The sequence below is a fragment of the Bartonella rochalimae ATCC BAA-1498 genome (assembly GCF_000706645.1).
GTDB lineage: Bacteria > Pseudomonadota > Alphaproteobacteria > Rhizobiales > Rhizobiaceae > Bartonella > Bartonella rochalimae.
This window is the reverse complement of record NZ_KL407337.1, coordinates 72,503-90,955: the sequence shown is the minus strand read 5'-3', so window position 1 is coordinate 90,955 and position 18,453 is coordinate 72,503. Positions and strand designations below refer to the sequence as shown.

Annotated in this window: 15 protein-coding genes; 12 read left to right on the top strand and 3 right to left on the bottom strand. The window is 37.0% G+C overall.

What is annotated here, in order from left to right:
- The first annotated feature begins 29 nt into the window (after positions 1-29).
- From rimP to truB, 6 genes are all read left to right on the top strand, one after another.
- Positions 30-656 carry a ribosome maturation factor RimP gene (gene rimP / locus O99_RS00370; RefSeq protein ID WP_035006637.1) on the top strand — a complete coding sequence of 209 codons (627 nt, stop codon included), beginning with the start codon at positions 30-32 and terminating at the stop codon, positions 654-656.
- A 49-nt stretch (positions 657-705) separates the two neighbouring features.
- Complete coding sequence (gene nusA, locus O99_RS00365) at positions 706-2,319, top strand: transcription termination factor NusA (RefSeq protein WP_035005596.1); 1,614 nt, start codon at positions 706-708, stop codon at positions 2,317-2,319.
- The gene (locus tag O99_RS00360) at positions 2,320-2,955 is read left to right on the top strand and encodes an RNA-binding protein (protein WP_035005592.1); all 636 of its coding nucleotides are present in this window, start codon (positions 2,320-2,322) and stop codon (positions 2,953-2,955) included. It begins immediately after the preceding gene.
- A complete protein-coding gene (gene infB / locus O99_RS00355; RefSeq protein WP_035005591.1) occupies positions 2,952-5,495 on the top strand; it encodes a translation initiation factor IF-2 in 2,544 nt (847 codons plus the stop codon). The genes O99_RS00360 and infB overlap by 4 nt, the downstream gene beginning before the upstream one ends.
- A gap of 125 nt (positions 5,496-5,620) precedes the next feature.
- Positions 5,621-6,037 carry a 30S ribosome-binding factor RbfA gene (rbfA, locus tag O99_RS00350; RefSeq protein WP_035005589.1) on the top strand — a complete coding sequence of 139 codons (417 nt, stop codon included), beginning with the start codon at positions 5,621-5,623 and terminating at the stop codon, positions 6,035-6,037.
- A complete protein-coding gene (gene truB, locus O99_RS00345) occupies positions 6,034-6,993 on the top strand; it encodes a tRNA pseudouridine(55) synthase TruB (protein WP_035005587.1) in 960 nt (319 codons plus the stop codon). Before rbfA ends, truB begins: the two co-directional genes overlap by 4 nt.
- A 102-nt stretch (positions 6,994-7,095) precedes the next feature.
- Here the strand turns inward: truB and O99_RS00340 are convergent, their stop codons facing one another.
- The gene (locus O99_RS00340; RefSeq protein ID WP_035005584.1) at positions 7,096-8,718 is read right to left on the bottom strand and encodes an MFS transporter; all 1,623 of its coding nucleotides are present in this window, start codon (positions 8,716-8,718) and stop codon (positions 7,096-7,098) included.
- Positions 8,719-9,030: 312 nt separating this feature from the next.
- Here O99_RS00340 and rpsO point away from each other — a divergent pair, with 312 nt between their 5' ends.
- The 3 genes from rpsO (at position 9,031) to O99_RS00325 (ending at position 12,800) form a co-directional block, all read left to right on the top strand.
- The gene (gene rpsO, locus O99_RS00335; protein ID WP_035005582.1) at positions 9,031-9,300 is read left to right on the top strand and encodes a 30S ribosomal protein S15; all 270 of its coding nucleotides are present in this window, start codon (positions 9,031-9,033) and stop codon (positions 9,298-9,300) included.
- A 227-nt stretch (positions 9,301-9,527) separates the two neighbouring features.
- A complete protein-coding gene (pnp, locus tag O99_RS00330; RefSeq protein WP_035005580.1) occupies positions 9,528-11,729 on the top strand; it encodes a polyribonucleotide nucleotidyltransferase in 2,202 nt (733 codons plus the stop codon).
- Between the two features lie 72 nt (positions 11,730-11,801).
- On the top strand, positions 11,802-12,800 hold the full coding sequence (locus tag O99_RS00325; protein ID WP_035005578.1) for a class I SAM-dependent methyltransferase: 999 nt from the start codon (positions 11,802-11,804) through the stop codon (positions 12,798-12,800).
- A 20-nt stretch (positions 12,801-12,820) separates the two neighbouring features.
- On the opposite strand, the gene hslU is transcribed toward O99_RS00325, so the two are convergent.
- Both hslU and hslV read right to left on the bottom strand, forming a co-directional pair.
- Positions 12,821-14,128: an ATP-dependent protease ATPase subunit HslU gene (hslU, locus tag O99_RS00320; RefSeq protein ID WP_035005576.1), complete on the bottom strand. Its 1,308-nt coding sequence runs from the start codon at positions 14,126-14,128 to the stop codon at positions 12,821-12,823.
- Entirely contained in the window at positions 14,129-14,710 is a 582-nt protein-coding gene (hslV, locus tag O99_RS00315) for an ATP-dependent protease subunit HslV (protein ID WP_035005574.1), read from the bottom strand.
- Positions 14,711-14,922: 212 nt separating this feature from the next.
- Between hslV and O99_RS00310 the strand changes: the two genes are divergently transcribed.
- The 3 genes from O99_RS00310 (at position 14,923) to O99_RS00300 (ending at position 18,408) form a co-directional block, all read left to right on the top strand.
- Positions 14,923-15,912, top strand: a complete 990-nt coding sequence (locus O99_RS00310) for an asparaginase (RefSeq protein WP_035005572.1) — start codon at positions 14,923-14,925, stop codon at positions 15,910-15,912.
- Positions 15,913-16,022: 110 nt separating this feature from the next.
- Positions 16,023-17,021, top strand: coding sequence for a type I pantothenate kinase (gene coaA / locus O99_RS00305; protein WP_035005568.1), 999 nt, complete (start codon positions 16,023-16,025; stop codon positions 17,019-17,021).
- 13 nt (positions 17,022-17,034) lie between these two features.
- Positions 17,035-18,408: a leucyl aminopeptidase family protein gene (locus tag O99_RS00300; RefSeq protein WP_035005564.1), complete on the top strand. Its 1,374-nt coding sequence runs from the start codon at positions 17,035-17,037 to the stop codon at positions 18,406-18,408.
- Positions 18,409-18,453: the final 45 nt, after the last annotated feature.

The following is an 18,453-nucleotide window of genomic DNA, read 5'->3' as shown; positions in this document are numbered from 1 at the left end:
TAAGTTCGATAACAATTTGGATGAACCATATGAATGAAATTGAAAGAATGGGTGATATTGATGAACCGCGTTTATTTGAAGAAGATGGCGTTGCAGCACGTGTTTCTGCTCTTATTATACCATTACTAAAACCTTTAGGTTTTCGGTTAGTTCGCACAAAACTTTTGGGCTTAAATGGTTTAACACTTCAGATTATGGTTGAACGCACTAATGGCACCATGACAATAGAAGATTGCGAAATAGTTAGTCGAGCTGTTGCCCCTCTCCTTGACATAGAAAATGTTATTGAACGCAAGTATCACTTAGAAATTTCATCTCCTGGTATTGATCGCCTACTCGTAAGAAAATCTGATTTTGTTCATTGGCAAGGGCATCTCGCAAAAATTGAAACCAACACTGTTATTGATGGACGTCAAAAATTGCGTGGTAAGCTTAAAGATATTACACAAAATGGATTTACTTTAAATATCGAGAAAACAGCTCACAGAGAAGAAATAAATATATTTATTTCTTTTTCTAATATTACTAACGCGCACTTGATCCTCACCGATGAACTTATTCGTGATACATTGAAAAAAAATAAAGATTTAGACAAACAATTAATTTCGAACGATAATCTTAAACCTCTCAAGAACGAAAACAAATATAACACTTAAATATTAACAGACCCCCTGCCCTCATGTGGCATAAAAAAGGAGAAAATCAATGGCTATAAGCGCTAACAGGCTTGAACTTCTGCAAATTGCAGATGCTGTTGCACGTGAGAAGTCAATTGACCGTGAAATTGTCATTTCTGCAATGGCTGATGCTATTCAAAAAGCAGCACGTTCTCGTTATGGCCAAGAAACCAACATCCGTGCTGAGATCAATTCTAAAACAGGTGAAATTAAATTACAACGTCTTCTTAAAGTTGTTGATGTCGTTGAAGATTATACAACTGAAATAGCTTTATCTGATGCCCTAAAACGCAAAGAAGACGCAAAAGTCGGTGATTTTCTTTCCGATCTTTTACCTCCCATGGATTTTGGACGCATTGCAACACAATCTGCTAAACAGGTTATTGTGCAAAAAGTACGTGATGCAGAACGTAATCACCAATTTGAAGAATTCAAAAATAAAATTGGTGAAATTATTTCTGGTACAGTTAAACGTGTGGAATATGGCAATGTTATTGTCGATATAGGTCGTGGAGAAGCTATCGTGCGACGTGATGAATTAATTCCGCGGGAATCTTTTCATTATGGAGATCGCATTCGTGCGTTTGTTCATGACGTACACCGTGAACCAAGAGGACCACAAGTTTTCCTTTCACGGACACACCCTCAATTTATGGCAAAACTTTTTACTATGGAAGTCCCAGAAATTTATGATGGTATCATAGAAATTAAATCTGTTGCTCGTGATCCAGGCTCACGTGCAAAAATCGCTGTTGTTTCACGCGATGGCTCAATTGATCCCGTTGGTGCATGTGTTGGAATGCGAGGAAGCCGTGTTCAGGCTGTTGTTGCAGAATTACAAGGCGAAAAAATTGACATTATTCCTTGGTCACCTGATGCTGCAACATTTATCGTCAATGCACTGCAGCCCGCTGAAGTTTCGAAAGTTGTTCTTGATGAAGATGCAGAACGTATTGAAGTCGTCGTACCTGGTGATCAGCTTAGTCTTGCAATTGGTCGACGTGGACAAAATGTGCGTTTAGCTTCGCAATTAACAGGATGGAATATTGATATTCTAACAGAACAAGAAGAATCTGAAAATCGTCATAAAGAATTCACTGAACGTAGCAAGCTTTTCATGGAAACTTTAGATGTTGATGAAATGGTTGGGCAAGTTATGGCTTCAGAAGGTTTCACCTCAATTGAGGAAATCGCTTATGTTAATCTTGAAGAAATAGAGTCTATCGACGGCTTCGATCATGATACTGCTTCAGAAATCCAAAATCGTGCACGTGAATATTTAGAACGTAAAGAAAAAGAACTCAACGAAAAGCGTAAAGAGCTTGGTGTTTCAGATGAATTGCAAACACTGCCTGGTATAACAAATGCTATGCTAGTTGTTATAGGTGAGGATGGTGTAAAAACAATAGAGGATTTTGCAGGCTATGCAGTTGATGATCTCGTTGGATGGAGAGAATGTAAAGAAGGTCAAACACAAAATTTTCCTGGCATCTTGACACCCTTTGATATTACCCGTGCAGATGCAGAAGCCATGGTGTTAGCAGCACGCGTGCAAGCAGGTTGGATAAATCAAGCTGATCTTATTAAACAACATCCTGTAGAAGATGAAGCAACAAATAATTTGGATGCGGATAAATTTTAAATGAATGAGCGGACTTGTATTGTGACAAAGAAAAGTGCTTCAGCGGCAGCGCTGATCCGTTTTGTCATTGGTCCAAATAATCAAATTATCCCTGATCTTAAAGCTAATTTACCCGGACGTGGTCTTTGGGTTTCTGCGCATCACACTATCATAGAAGAGGCAGTCAAACGTAAAGCTTTTAGCAAAAATCTTAAAACAGATGTTGAGGTTTCTGAAAACCTCGCTCATATTGTGGATAAATTACTACTAAAAGCTGCACTTTCAAGCCTTTCTATGGCTCGAAAAGCAGGGACTATTGTTACAGGATCAACCAAAGTTGTTTCTGCTATTCGCACCGGTCAGGTTATTCTTGTTCTCCATGCAAAAGAAGCAAAAGAAGATGGAAAACGCAAAATTTCACAAGCCATCCACGCAATACAAAAAAAAGTAAATCAGAATATAAAAGTTATATCTTTATTTACAAGTGATGAAATGAGTATGGCTTTTGGAACTAATCCTGTGATACATGCTGCCTTATTGAATACGAAAGCTGCAGAGGGATTTATCAAAACGATATACAAATTAATCACCTATCGTGAGGATAAATATAGTAAGCTTAGTGCAATAACGGCAAAGGCCGTGAAGGAAATACAATGAGTGAAAAAAATAATGACAAAATAACAGCTAAAAAAACACTGACCTTAAAACGATCAGGATTAGAAACTAGTACGATCAAACAAAATTTCAGCCATGGTCGTACAAAGGCTGTGGTTGTCGAAACTAAACGACGCAAAATTACACGCCCGGACGAAAAAACTGAAGCACCACAGCCTATTACTAAACCGCATGTAGCTCAACACTCCAAACCAAAATTTGAAGAAATACCGCCCAGTAAACCTATAGCGCCGAGCAACCTTTCATCAGCAGAAATAGAAGCGAGGCGCCGTGCTTTAGAAGAAGCACATATCCAAGAAAAAATAATACGTAAACAAGCTGAAAAAGAAAAACGTGACAAAGAACGTGAAGAACGTTTGCATTTACAAACTCATCAAGAAAAGCAAACATTACGAGAAAGTAAGAACACCACAGATCAAATTCCAACTCATACTTCTACACTCTCCTCAACAGAATCTATCGAAGCAATAGATATAAAAGCATTAGAAGCAGCTATTCCGCTTAAAAATATACCCATAGCAGAAAAACGTATTATAGATGATCATGATAATGAAGACAAACATAACCGACGCACTAATTCTTCTAAACCAGAAATGCGTTCACCTAAAGTTGTAAAAGGAGCTGATGAGCGTCGTCGAGGAAAACTTACTCTTCATAGTGCGTTGGATGAAGAAGGAAGTGGACGTGGACGTTCAATAGCAGCAATGCGTCGTCGACAGGAAAAATTCAAACGTGCACAAAATCAAGAACCAAGAGAAAAAATTTCTCGTGAAGTTACTCTTCCTGAAACCATTACCATCCAAGAGCTCGCTCAGCGCATGACCGAACGTTCGGTTGATGTTATTAAATTTTTAATGAAACAAGGACAAATGATGAAGCCTGGTGATGTCATCGATGCGGATATTGCAGAGCTCATTGCTGTTGAATTTGGTCATACAGTTAAACGTGTTTCAGAATCTGATGTAGAAGATGGTATTTTCAATATCAGTGATGATCCATTAAAGATGCATCCACGTCCACCTGTTGTAACCATTATGGGTCATGTTGACCATGGAAAAACTTCTCTTCTTGATGCTATTCGTAAAGCCAATGTTGTTTCCAGTGAAGCAGGTGGAATTACACAACATATCGGTGCTTATCAAGTTGAGCAAAATGGTCAAAAGATTACCTTTATCGACACGCCTGGACATTCTGCTTTTACAGCCATGCGTGCTCGTGGTGCTCAAGTAACTGATATTGCTATTTTAGTAGTCGCCGCCGATGATAGTGTGATGCCACAAACAATTGAGTCCATTAATCATGCAAAAGCCGCTAATGTTCCCATTATTGTTGCTATTAACAAAATTGATAAACCAACTGCCGACGCACAAAAAGTACGTACAGAACTTTTGCAACATGAAGTTTTTGTTGAAGCCATGGGTGGTGAAACTTTAGAAGTTGAAGTTTCTGCCAAAACTGGACAAAATCTTGATAAACTTTTGGAAGCTATTCTTCTTCAAGCTGAGCTTCTTGATCTTAAAGCGGACTCAGAGCGAACAGCAGAAGGCGTTGTTATTGAAGCTAAACTTGATCGAGGACGGGGGCCTGTTGCAACTGTTCTTATTCAAAAAGGTACATTACAACTTTCTGACATTATTGTTGCAGGCAATGAATGGGGACGTGTTCGTGCTTTAATTGATGATTGTGGTTGTTATATCAAAAAAGCAGGGCCTTCTACACCAATTGAAATTTTAGGCATGCAAGGTACACCACAAGCTGGTGACCGATTTGCTGTAGTGATAAATGAAGCAAAAGCAAGAGAAATAGCTGAATACCGCCAACACTTAGCTCGTGACAAAGCTGTAGCTCGACAAACTAGCTCTCGTGGTTCTCTTGAACAAATGATGACAAAATTACAAACTATTGGTGTAAAAGAATTCCCACTTATCATCAAAGGAGATGTCCAAGGATCTATTGAAGCGATCACTTCAGCGTTAGAAACACTAGGCAATGAGGAAGTGCGTGCACGCGTCGTACACTCCGGTGCTGGAGGTATTACTGAAAGTGATATTTCTCTCGCTGAAGCCTCTCAATCCGCTGTTATTGGCTTTAACGTTCGAGCGAATAAACAAGCAAGAGATGCAGCTAAAATTCAAGGAATTGAAATCCGTTATTATAACATCATTTATGATCTTGTTGACGATATAAAAGCAGCTATGTCAGGATTGCTATCACCAGAACAGCGCGAAACCTTCCTTGGTAATGCCGAAATTCTAGAAATCTTTAACATTACAAAAACTGGAAAAGTTGCTGGTTGTCGGGTTACAGAAGGAAAAATAGAACGAGGAGCTGGCGTCCGGCTAATTCGAGACAATATCGTTATTCATGAAGGAAAACTTAAAACACTCAAACGCTTCAAAGATGAAGTCAGTGAAGTACAAGTTGGTCAAGAATGTGGAATGGCATTTGAAAACTATGATGACATTCGCGCGGGTGATATTATTGAAACTTTCCGAGTCGAGCATATTAATCGTACATTATAAGGTCACCTAAGAGCTTTCTTTATCTAATAGTTAAAAAAGAAAAGTATTAAACTTAATACAATCTTTCTATCTTTTCTTATCTTTTAAGAGAACAAAAGGAAAACAGGATATAAAAGGTTATAATTTTGGTAAAAAATATACATCCATCACAACGGCAATTAAGAGTAGGAGAACAGGTTCGCCACGCAATAGCTCATATATTGCAACGAGGTGTTTTGCTTGATGATACCTTTAAAAATATTGTTATTTCTGTCTCTGAAGTGCGTATGTCATCAGATTTGAAAATTGCTACTTGCTTTGTTTCCTTTCTCAATACCGTCGATCAAACTTCTCACGATGCTATCGTTAGCGCTTTAAATAAAAATAGTCGTTTTATCCGTGGAGCGATCAGTCATCAGTTACGGCAAATGAAATACATGCCTGCACTCCGTTTTCGATTCGATAACAGTTTTGATAATTTTGCAAAAATTGATACTTTACTCCGATCACCTGAGGTTGCGCGTGATCTTCATAATGATAAACTTAAAGATCAAAAAACGTGACACGACAACGTACAAAAAAAGGTCGTTCTATTTCCGGCTGGATCATCCTAGATAAACCCAAAGGAATGAGTTCGACAGCAGCTGTTTCAAAAATCAAATGGCTTTTTAACGCACAAAAGGCTGGACATGCAGGGACACTTGATCCACTTGCTTCTGGCTTATTGCCTATTGCGCTGGGAGAAGCAACAAAAACTGTTCCTTATGTTATGGAAGGTACCAAAACTTATCATTTTTGTGTAGCCTGGGGAGAAGAGCGTTCCACAGATGATCTAGAAGGTGAAATTACTAAAACATCTTCGATACGCCCAACACAAGAAAATATTCTTGCTCTTTTACCAAAATATACAGGTATTATTTGGCAAAAACCTCCAAAATTTTCAGCAATTAAAATTGCTGGTAACCGTGCCTATGATTTAGCACGCAAAGGTACAAATATTGAAATTTCATCTCGTCAAGTAGAAATTAAAACCCTCAAGCTTATCGATACTACTGCTCAAGGACATTCTATTTTTGAAATGACATGTGGAAAAGGAACCTATGTACGTTCCTTAGCACGTGATATGGGACACGATCTCGGTTGTTATGGATATATTTCTGACCTACGCCGTATAAAAGTCGCGCCTTTTAAAGAAAATGATCTCATTACATGGGATGAATTAAAAGTTGCAATGCCTTGTAAAGAAACAGCAGATGAAAATTGTACTCTACCGAAGAGAGATTTCTCTGTACTTGATCAGTTATTGATTAAAACAGATGCTGCATTACATTGCCTATCACACTACACTCTCAATAAAACTCAAGCAATGCATATAAAAGTGGGTAAGTCAGTACTCTTATTTGAAAATAACATCTCTATTGATGAAGAAAATGTTTATGTCACTTACAAAGATCAGCTTCTTGCTATAGGTACAATTGATAAAAATCAATTCAAACCAAAACGAATTTTCACAATTTAATGAGCTGCTATTTCTAACACTAAGCTAAGCCCAGTATAGAAGGCTGTTTTTTTATACTAATAGCTATTTTCTATTTTATATTTCAATTTTATAACACTCAAATTATTGATTATTGGATAGTTTTAAATGTATCTCATTAATCTTTGGTACTGTTTGCCACTTAATCATGCGATGAACCTTTACGCTATTGGATATGCGATTTAATCTATCAAGATGTTTGTTAACCTCTATATCTGCTTTTGTGCAACGGCGATTATGGCGCAAATAATCTACCCAAGTTGGTATATGGTAAGATTCTATCCAATATTCCGGCCTCTCAAGATCACGCAAAAGAATCCACTGGTGTGCTCCATCACGTAGTCGAATATGACGGCAACGTCTCATAACTTCAAGAAATTCTGCAAGATCATTTTCATTAATTTGATAATAAGTCATAATCATAATTGGACCACTTTGTCCTGCTAGATCTAATGAAAGCTCTGGCTCTCTAAATTGATCAAGCGGCTCAAAATTAATTTGAGGAATTTCTTGAATTTTAAATTTAATACCCGCAAGAGCTCCACAAATTAAGAATATCGCGCAAACATTCAAAGCGACTGTTAAAGAATAAACCTCAGCTAATACACCCCAGATTGCACTTCCAACAGCCATACCACCATAAGATGCAGTTTGATAAAGGGCTAAAGCACGCGCAACAACCCAACGTGGTGTAGAAAGCTGTACAGATGTATTAAAGAGTGATAATGCCAAAACCCAACATAAACCAGCAGGAAATAAAACAGAGTGGCTTATAAACAACGAACGACTCATTGCTAAAACAAAGCAAGAAAAGGACAATCCAACAAATGCACTTGCAACAATTATTTCTGACTTAAAATTGCTTCGTACAAACGAATTAATCACGCCAGCTGTAATAGCTCCCAGACCAAAACAACTAAGTAATGTACCATAAAACAGTGCATTCCCTTCAAAAAATTCATGTACAACGATTGGCAGTAACGCAAAAACAAAAACAGCACCAACACAAAAAAGGAATGATCTTATCATAATACTCAAAAGATTGGGAGACATTGCTACATAACGGAGACCATCTGCTATAGCTCCTAAAAAACTCTCCCTTGGTAATGTATTGTTCTTGTAATTTGGCTTCCACAAAAACAAAACGCTAATCAAAGGAATATAACTGAGCGCATTGACAAAAAAAGTTGTAATACCACCCAAAGTAGAAATAATAGCTCCTCCAATAGAAGGTCCTACACTGCGCATCAAATTCAAACCAACACTATTCAAACTAACGGCAGTAGAAATATTTTCTCGGTTCACAATATCCCCTATTGTTGCTTGCCAAGAAGGATTATACAAAGCGGTTCCACATCCAATCAAAAATGTAAAGCATAAGAGAAGCCAGGGGGTAATTAATCCCATATAAGATAAAATAACCAAATTAATTGAGACAATCATCATAATAATTTGAGCAAAAAGCATAATATGACGCCGATTAAAATTGTCAGCTAATGCACCTGCCATCAGAGAAAAAACAACAAGAGGTAATGTCGTAGCACTTTGCACAAGCCCTACCATAAAATGAGAAGGACTAATCAATGTCATCATCCAGCTTGCTCCCACCGCCTGTACAAAGCCACCTAAATTCGCTACAAGAGTAGCGACCCATAAATTTCTGAATGTTGAATTATGAAAAATCTCTAATGTTGAAACCTTCTGCATCTTTTGTCTCCAAATCAGCAGTTCATTCGTCCCTTTACTATTAGTACATCATGTAAAGTTATTATCTTATCTATTTAGAATAATAATTCTTTAAGAAACTTTCATAAAAAATCTTAAAATAAATATTTGCCAAAATAAACTTATATAAAGAAAATCTTCAAGGGCTAGTATTTTAACTTTATTTCCTATATAAGTACCAAATATCAGTATCAAAGCAAGTAAGATTTTCTCTCTTCTTGTTCTTTTATAGCCTTTGCTGGACGACATCTTGGCTACAGGTGTTTTTTGCTTATTTTTTGAAAGGACAATACGATGTCGATTACTGCTGAGCGTAAAAAAGCTCTTATTACAGAATATAAAACTAAAATCGGTGATACAGGTTCACCAGAAGTTCAGGTTGCTGTTCTTTCTGAACGCATTTCTAATTTAACCAACCACTTTAAATCTCACAAAAAAGATAATCATTCTCGTCGGGGTCTTTTAAAGATGGTATCCCAACGCCGCCGGCTTCTTGATTACCTAAAAGGTGTTGATCAAGATCGCTATCAGAAACTTGTCGAAAGATTAGGCTTACGCCGTTGAAGAAAAGTAAGTGAGTATTTTTTTACGAAAAATCACTCTTTTACTTTAATATACTGCTCGTAATCAAAGACTAATGAAGAATCGTGAGCAAGATTGCCGGGTGTTTCCATTTGATCTGTCATTTATTTCTCTCTATGCAAAATATAGAAATGTCTTGTTGTATTACCCATAACTTTGAAACATAACACAAAATCACAATGTAAATATTAGGTCATTAAGGATAAAAAATGTTTAAAACCCATAAGGTAGAAATTGAATGGGCCGGCCGGCCACTTATCCTCGAAACAGGAAAAATTGCACGTCAGGCAGATGGCGCGATTCTTGCTACATATGGTGAAACTGTTGTTTTGGCAACTGTCGTTTCAGCAAAAACTCCAAAACCAGATCAAAATTTTTTTCCGCTCACCGTTAATTATCAAGAAAAAAACTATGCAGTTGGTAAAATACCTGGAGGTTATTTAAAACGCGAAAGCCGTCCAAGTGAAAGTGAGACCTTAATTTCACGGTTAATTGATCGTCCAATTCGCCCGCTCTTTGTTGATGGTTATAAAAATGATACACAAGTAATCGTTTCTGTCATCCAGCATGATTTAGAAAACAACCCTGATATTCTTGCTATAATTGCATCTTCTGCCGCACTAACTCTCTCAGGTATTCCTTTTATGGGCCCAATTGCCGCTGCTCGTATTGGTTACTGCAATGGACAATATATTCTTAATCCTAATATTGACGAGATGCCTGAATCAAAACTTGATCTCGTTGTTGCTGGAACAGAAAATGCTGTACTAATGGTTGAATCAGAAGCACATGAATTACCTGAAGATGTAATGTTAGACGCTGTCATGTTTGGCCAAAAAAGTTTTCAACCTGTAATTAATGCAATCATCAAACTTGCCGAAGTAGCTGCTAAAGAGCCCCGCGACTTTATTCCGGAGGATCTATCTATCCTTGAAAAAGATATGCTTGAAATGGTCGAACAAGATCTCAGAGACATTTATACAATTACTGATAAACAAAAACGTCATGCTGCACTTGATTTTCTTAAAGAAGAAGTCATCAATAAATTCACACAAGAAACAGAAAAAAACTGCGAATTTAATACAGATCAGATTGCAACTGTTTTCAAACAGTTGCAAGCAAAAATTGTTCGCCAAAACATCCTTGATACGGGAAAACGCATTGATGGACGAAATCTTTCAGATGTTCGCTCAATTCAATCAGAAGTAGGTATTTTACCTCGCACACACGGATCAGCATTATTTACTCGTGGTGAAACACAAGCACTTGTCATAGCAACATTAGGAACTGGAGAAGATGAGCAATATATAGATTCCTTGACAGGTATGTATAAAGAAACATTTCTTCTCCATTACAATTTTCCACCTTTTTCAGTAGGTGAAATAGGCCGTATTGGTTCTCCTGGCCGCCGTGAAATTGGTCATGGTAAATTAGCGTGGCGTGCTATTCATCCCATGTTGCCGACAAAAGAATCATTTCCTTATACTATTCGTACTGTATCAGAAATTACTGAATCAAATGGATCTTCTTCAATGGCAACTGTTTGTGGAACTTCACTAGCACTCATGGATGCAGGTGTTCCTTTAGCCAACCCTGTTGCTGGTATTGCAATGGGTTTGATTAAAGAAGGTAAACAATTTGCCGTTCTATCAGATATTTTAGGGGATGAAGATCACCTTGGTGATATGGATTTCAAAGTAGCAGGTACAGAAAACGGAATTACTTCTCTGCAAATGGACATAAAAATTGACGGCATTACTGAGGAGATTATGAAAATCGCACTTGCACAAGCTAAGGATGGTCGAATCCATATTCTCAATGAAATGGCAAAGGCCTTAGCTCGTGCACGTAGTGAACTTAGCGAATTTTCTCCACGTATTGAAATGATGAATATTCCTGTAGATAAAATTCGTGATGTTATTGGTGCTGGTGGTAAAGTAATAAGAGAAATTGTGGAAAAAACTGGAGCTAAAATTAATATTGAGGATGATGGAACAATTAAAATTGCTTCTTCTGATTTAAAAACCATTGAAGCAGCAAAAAATTGGATCCTTTCAATTGTTGATGAACCTGAAGTCGGTGCTATTTACCAAGGAACAGTTGTTAAAATTGCAGAATTTGGAGCGTTTGTTAATTTTTTTGGTTCTCGCGATGGACTTGTTCACATCTCTCAACTCGCGGTAGAACGGGTAGCAAAAACAACTGATATTGTCAAAGAAGGTGATAAGGTTTGGGTTAAATTAATGGGCTTCGATGAACGTGGTAAAATTCGGTTATCGATGAAAGTCGTTGATCAACAAACTGGAAAAGAGCTTATCCATGATGACTCAATAGAAACAGAAAAAGGCGGTAATATTCATGAAAGGAATCGATCTGAAAAGAAAAACCGTCGTAAGAAAAAAGAAGATTAATTTTATTTTCTTACTGTAAAATAAAATGCCATTCTAAAATATTGGAGAGGCATTTCTTTGAAAGAATAAAATGTGTCTCTATTTTTACCTTTTGAAAGCTATGATCTCCCTAGACCTTGTTCGAACCAATATTTTTTAGGTTTTGGTTTAACTAAAATTCCTGATAAACAATGGATAAAAAATCTTGAAATTATAACCCCTTGGCGACAAGACTTTTTAAAATTTACCAATGCTAAATTTCAATGTAGCCCCCAAATAAATCAAACCATAATCTATGATGGAGGACTGCTACAACTTAGTAAATATCGTGATCTTAATCAAAATCGTTTTCTTGATCTATTAGAACGAGTCAAACCTGGTGGATGGATCATCATTAGTGGAGAAAAAACTGCTGGTTCTGCCTCAATGATGAAATGGGTTAACACTCTTGTTCCTATTAGTAAAAAATTATCCAAAAATCATAGCCATATCTTCTGGTTGCAAGTACCGCAAAAAATAGATAAACAAAATATTGCTCATTTTCGCTCATCACCACTCAGTTTTGGAAATAAATTTCAAACTACTTCTGGTATGTTTTCTCATGGTCGTATTGACCCAGGATCTGCTGCACTTATACCTTATTTACATAAAGTCATTTTTGGAAAAACAGCTGATTTTGGAGCGGGCTGGGGATTTCTTTCTTATACTGCACTTGAAGTAAGCAAAAACTTAACTGCACTCGACCTTTATGAAGCCGACTATAACGCTTTAGAGGCAGCAAAAAAACATCTACAGCATATAAAAACCTCTCTTCCGATTGGCTTTTATTGGCATGATCTTATTTATGAGCCTATAAAAAATCTTTATGATACAATTATTTCAAATCCACCATTTCATACACAACAAACAACAGACATTTCATTAGGGCAGCATTTTATTATAAATGCTGCAAAATACCTTAAACCTAAAGGTCGCTTGCTTCTCGTTGCAAATCGCCATCTACCTTATGAAACACTATTAAAAAAGCTCTTCTGCACAGTTTTTATCCATGAAGAAGTTCATGGCTACAAAATCATAGAAGCACATCGATAGATCACTATATGCAAAGGTCTCTAAAGAACAAAACGTGAAAGATCTATATCAGAAGCAAGCTCTCCTATAGATTTTCTGACATAATCAGCATCAACTTTAAATGAAGTACCGGCTTTATCAGGTGCCGTAAAAGAAATTTCATCTAAAACACGCTCCATAACCGTCTGCAAACGACGTGCGCCAATATTCTCGATCCTCGCATTTAAATCAACAGCAATATCAGCTAACGCATCAATTGCATCATCAGTAATTTCTAAATGAACTTCTTCTGTTGCCATTAAAGCAATATATTGTTTAATCAGACTAGCTTCAGGTTCAGTAAGAATACGCCGTAAATCTTCCCTTGTTAAAGCATTTAATTCTACACGGATAGGCAAACGACCTTGCAGCTCTGGTAATAAATCAGAGGGCTTAGATACATGAAAAGCACCAGAAGCAATGAAAAGAATATGATCTGTTTTTATTTGCCCATATTTAGTCGCAATTGTTGTCCCTTCAACTAAAGGCAAAAGATCCCTTTGAACCCCTTCGCGTGAAACAGCAGCACTTGCCCCACCATCACGAGTTGCAATTTTATCAATTTCATCAATGAAAACAATTCCATCATTTTCAGCAACACGAAGTGCCTCTTGAATAATTTGATCTTGATCTAGGAGTTTCTCCGATTCATCATCAATTAATGGTTTAAAAGCGTCCTTTACAGTCGTTTTGCGTACCTTTGTACGAACACCCATCTTTCCAAAAATATCTGATAAATTCATAATACCCATTTGTGCACCAGGCATACCAGGAATATCAAAAGTTGGAGCACTATTACTATTATCAGTTACTTCAATTTCAATTTCTTTGTCATCCAATTCTCCTTCGCGCAATTTTTTACGAAAACTATCACGGGTAGCAGGACTCGCGGTTTTTCCTACAAGAGCATTTAAAACTCGTTCTTCAGCATTAAGATGAGCTTTTGCTTTTACTTCATCACGTTTTTTTTCACGCACAAGAGAAATTGCAATTTCAACGAGATCACGAATAATTTGCTCAACATCGCGACCCACGTAGCCCACTTCAGTAAATTTAGTGGCCTCTACTTTAACAAAAGGAGCTCCAGAAAGTTTTGCTAATCGACGAGCTATTCCTGTTTTACCAACACCTGTTGGCCCTATCATCAGGATATTTTTAGGCATCACTTCTTCACGCATCTGCCCTTCAAGCTGTTGTCGACGCCACCGATTACGCAGTGCAATAGCAACAGAACGCTTAGCATCATTTTGTCCAATAATAAAACGATCAAGTTCAGAAACAGTTTCACGAGGGGAAAATACAACACACATTCAAATAGCTTTCTCTAAAGGAGGTAATTCAGCATCCAATGTTTCTATTGTAAAATTATCATTGGTGTAAACACAAATTTTAGCAGCAATACTCATAGCTTTAGAAGCAATAGTTTCTGCATCTAAGTCCATGTCCATCAGTACCCGTGCAGCCGACAAAGCAAAATTACCTCCAGAACCAATTGCCATCACTCCATCTTCTGGTTCTAAGACATCACCAAGACCTGTCAACGCCAAAGTAGTTTTTTGATCAGCCACAAGCATCATTGCTTCAAGACGACGTAAATAACGATCGGTACGCCAATCTTTTGCAAGCTCTACACATGCACGCATAAGCTGATCAGGATATTGCTCAAGTTTTGTCTCTAATCTTTCTAATAGTGTGAAAGCATCTGCTGTAGCACCTGCAAAACCAGCTATCACTGCTCCACTTTTCCCAAGACGACGAACTTTGCGCGCATTACTTTTCATAATTGTTTGTCCAAGTGAAACTTGACCATCGCCAGCCATAACTACTTTATTACCTTTTCTTACAGTTACGATTGTCGTACCATACATAATATCAGGCTTATGCTCTGTCATAAGAAAACTCCTTAACATGGCTCCCTTTTATCATACATAAAATAAAATCACTAATTCCTTTATTTAATAATATATATTGCAAAACACAATGCTTGAGCGCACTTCAATTTTTCTCAATATAAAATAATATAAAAAATGACATCATTGTTGTATACTCGAATTATTGTTATATTGCTTTATATAAGCAATCTGCCTTCTTACAGGGGAAAATTATGAAAAGAATAGCAGTAGGCACATTAGGTGGAACAATTGCAATGACAGCCAATAATTTGGGCCAAATGCAGCCGACTTTAACATCAGATATACTCATAAAAAATATTCCTGATTTAGAAAAAATTGCTGATATTCAGAGTTACACATTAACACAACTACCAAGTGGATCTCTATCTTTTAAAATTCTGCTTGAAACAATAGAATGGGCAACACAGCAAATTAAGATGGGTGCAGATGGTATTGTTTTAACGCAAGGAACCGACACATTAGAAGAAACAGCTTTTTTTCTTTCCCTTTATTGGAATAGAGCTGAACCACTTGTTGTAACTGGTGCTATGCGTATACCCTGTGAAGCAAGCGCTGATGGACCTGCTAATTTTTTGGCTGCAACCCGCGTCGCGGCTAATCCACAAAGCCGTAATAGAGGAGTCCTAGTTGTAATGAATGATACTATTCATTCACCCTACTGGGTACAAAAAAGCCATACTGTTAAAGTCGAAACGCTGCAATCAGGTCTAACAGGCATTCTAGGAACAATTTTAGAAGGAAAACTCTTTTATTTTAACGATCGAAATTTTTTTCCTACAACTTTCACAGCTCCTAAAAAAAATGATCATCAAGTTGCGCTGCTATATTCCTCTTTATCATCTGATACACACTTGATGAAATTTTGCCTTGAAAGTGGACATTATGCAGGCCTTGTCATAGCAGGTTTTGGTTCAGGCCACTGCAGTTTTCAAGAAGCGGATATAGTACGAAAATACGCAAAAAAAATACCAATCATCATTGCAAGCCGTTCTTATCATGGTCCAACAACTCGTACAACCTACGGTTATAAAGGTTCAGAAATTGATATGATTTCTTCTGGTGCTTTAATGTCTGGCTATTTGTCAGCAGTAAAAGCACGTTTACTTTTATGGGCTTTTTTGGCAGAAGATCTATCACAAAAACAAATCATTGCACGCTGGAATGATTGGACTATAAGTTAATTCACTATTTTAAAACAAAACATGATTTTTTAAACAAAAGACAGCTTGTTGTTCTGCTCTCAATCATGACAATTTCTAAAAAATAATCTAAAAACTCTTGGTCAATAAAGATGCTTGATACTACTCAATTCAAAAACAATCAAGAAGATAACTTGATCAATTACGTTTCTGATCAATATTCTCCCTACACTTTTTTTACTGTACAAGAATGGTCTCAATTTCGCGCAAATACCCCGCTTACCTTAACTTTTGATGAAATTAAACGCTTACGATCAATCGATGATCCTATCGATTTAGAAGAAGTGCAATGTATTTATCTTTCTTTAGCGCGTCTCTTATCATACCATGTTGAAGCCGTACAGGAACTTTTCCGAAAACGTCAAATATTTTTGTATCAAGCAGATACCAAAAAAACACCCTTTATTATTGGAATTTCTGGTTCTGTTGCGGTGGGAAAATCAACAACCGCACGTATTCTTCAAGAACTCATGAAACGATGGAAATCTAGTCTTAAAGTTGATCTTGTTACAACCGATGGATTCCTCTACCCTAATGCCATTTTACAAGCAAAAAATCGTATGAATCGTAAAGGATTTCCTGATTCCTATGATATTAAAAAATTACTGCGCTTTCTTTCTGACGTAAAATCAGGCATTGGTAATGTTAGTGCGCCGCTTTATTCGCATATGATCTACGATGTTCTAGAAAATCAAAAAATTATTATCGACCGGCCCGATATTTTAATTGTCGAAGGTGTTAATGTGCTTCAAGTTAGTGATTATCCTAAAGATGGAAAAATTGTACCTTTTGTTTCAGACTTTTTTGATTTCTCAATCTATGTAGATGCTGCAACAGAAGTGATCCATCAATGGTATTTAGAGCGTTTCAAACAGTTACGTAAAACAGCTTTTCAAAAACCCGAATCTTATTTTCATCGTTATGCACTGTTAAATGAAGAAGAGGCCTTAAAAATTGCTGAAAACCTTTGGTACACAATTAATCTAAAAAATTTACAAGAAAATATATTACCAACACGACCGCGAGCTGATCTTATTCTACGAAAGGGAAAAAATCATTTAGTTGAATATGTTGCACTTCGAAAACTATAAGGATTATAAACACATGCTTCAACATCAAATTAATTTCACTGCTACACGTTCTGATAAGAGCTGCCCTATCCTCTTAATTGATACAAAAAACTTTGCTAATTTAACTCTTGATTCATCAAAAACCTCATGGATGAAAGTTAATGGCTTTACTGGAAAAGCAGGACAAATATTATTTGTTCCCCACGAAACAGGACAATTAAAACAAGTTTTATTTGGACTTGGTGACCAAGAAAATCCTTTCATCACAGGACTCCTTCCCAAAAATCTCCCCACTGGCCATTGGCATTTAGAAGGAACTACCTCAAATGAAATGAATACCTATCTTGGATTAGCATTTGGGAGTTACCAATTTAACCGCTATCGTCAAAAATCCCCTTCTAAATCACTATCGATCCATGTACATAACGCAATTGATCTAGATGAACTTAAACGAATTTATGAAACTGTCTTTTGGGTCCGTGATCTTATCAATACTCCAGCTAATGATATGGATCCTAACACTCTCGAAATAACAACACGCCAACTAGGGCAGACTTATAATGCTCATGTCACAAGTATTTGTGGAGATGATCTTTTAGTACAAAATTTTCCAATGATTCATGCTGTAGGACGAGCAAGCAACATTGCACCACGACTCATTGAACTACAATGGGGACAAGAAAACCATCCTAAAATCACATTGGTTGGCAAAGGAGTAACTTTTGATTCCGGAGGATTAGATATTAAATCTGCCAATAATATGCTATTAATGAAAAAGGATATGGGTGGTAGTGCGCATGTTTTGGGATTAGCAAAACTAATCATGGATGCAAAACTTCCTTTTTGTCTGCGTGTTTTAATTCCTGCAGTTGAAAATGCCATTTCTGCTAATGCTTTCCGGCCAGGTGATATCCTTCAAAGCCGTAAGGGATTAACTGTTGAAGTTGGCAATACAGATGCCGAAGGCCGACTTATTCTTGCTGATGCCCTAACTTATGGTGATGAAAAAAGCCCCCAGTTCATGATTTGCATGGCTACTTTAACTGGAGCAGCACGCATAGCATTAGGGCCAGATCTCCCTGCATTTTATTGTAGCAACCCAATATGGGCACAGAAAATTTCTCAATCAGCAAATTCCATTACTGACCCTCTATGGCAAATGCCACTTTGGAAACCCTATAGACAAATGTTATCATCACAAATTGCGGACATTAATAATACATCCGGAAATAACTTTGCTGGCTCTATAACTGCCGCTTTATTTTTAAATTCTTTTGTCGAAAAAGCAGAAAAATTTGCTCATTTTGACCTTTATGGATGGTCTCCAAAAGAAACACCAGGTTATCCTGTCGGTGGAACCGCGCAAGCTATTCGTGCTCTTTATAAACTCTTCAAAGATCAAATTTGATATAAATAATTGGTAAGGATGTACAATAATTTGGACAAATTATAA